This window comes from Syntrophorhabdaceae bacterium, assembly GCA_028713955.1.
GTDB lineage: Bacteria > Desulfobacterota > Syntrophorhabdia > Syntrophorhabdales > Syntrophorhabdaceae > UBA5609.
Genome location: JAQTNJ010000258.1, coordinates 1 through 1,264 on the forward strand (window position 1 = coordinate 1; position 1,264 = coordinate 1,264).

At 50.6% G+C, this 1,264-nt stretch carries 1 protein-coding gene; it reads right to left on the reverse strand.

Annotation, left to right across the window (positions count from 1 at the left end):
- Positions 1–140: 140 nt before the first annotated feature.
- Positions 141–1,264 (reverse strand): nickel-dependent lactate racemase (larA, locus tag PHU49_15215; GenBank protein ID MDD5245356.1); only part of this gene is annotated, 1,124 nt, incomplete at its 5' end.

Below are 1,264 nucleotides of genomic sequence, written 5' to 3' on the forward strand. Positions count from 1 at the left end.
TGCTATTATATTAAATAACCAATAACCAAACATCAATCACCAATTAATAACCAATGACCGAATACCCAAACGGGAAACAATACCGGAAAGCTCTTGTTTGGTTATTGAATATTGGGTATTGGTGATTAATTGGAGCTTGGTTATTCATATTGCCGTTTCGCGTACGCGGTGATCAGCGTGTTTGAGCCGTCGGGGATAATGTAGCAGACCTTCCTTTTACCGTCATTCGCTGTCCCGATAGCATCTTCTATGCTCTTTTTTGGGATAAGCCCAATCTTCTTTACTGACTCATCGTGGAGATCGGATATAAGGAATATGCTACATCGTTCAGCCTTGCAGCGCGTCGCGTATGCCGTCTGCGCATAGACCTTGTCGGCCTTCCTTACATGAGGTTCCATGTCCGCTGACAGGCCATGCTCGAACCATCCCAGGAAATCCGCGTTCCCGAGCCCGTCTTCACACTTCCCCGCAACGATAACGACGCCATTATCCTTTACCGCACCCATCGCATGCTCTATGGCCTTATGGGACTGGATGAAGTTAATATCCTTCGGGAACCCGCCTGAGCTCACGATCACAACGTCAGCCTTTTCCTTAATAACGGCCTCGAAATGTTCCTTGTACCAGGCGCAGCCTGCCTCATGCGCACTCTTGATATCGCCGGCGAAAACGTTGAGGAGGTTTTTCCTGTCATCAAGAACTGTATTAATAAGAAAGAGGGGGGTCCTGATAAGCGCAATACCCTCCATGATCTCTTCATGCATGGGATTTCCCCTGAGGACCCCGGAGCGCGCCGACTCGTGCTTGCCGGGTCTGTCCTTTTTGAAAACCTGCCTGTGGATGCCGAGGATTGTATCATAGCCGGCTATGCCGGGGAATATGGACTTTCTTCCACCGCCGAATCCGGCGAGATAATGGAAATTGATAGAGCCCGTGACGATTGCCGCATCGGCCCGGAACAGGGCAGAGTTGAGGCGAACCTCAAGCCCCGAGGACGTTCTGCCTGCCGGCGTCAGTTGATTGTTATCGTAACAGTCGTGATCAAAAGAGGGGACCTTTTCGTAGACCACTTGAGATATTATTCCTTTCTTCTCCTCTTCGGTCTGTTTTCTGTGGTTTCCCAGGGCGAAGACGATCTGCGCGTCGATGCCTTTCGGGAACCGTTCAAGAAGCACCGGCAGCACCCGTTCCATCCCCGCATATCGGGTTACATCGGGGACAACGATAAGAATGTTTTTAAACCGGCCGATCCAGTCCGCAAAGG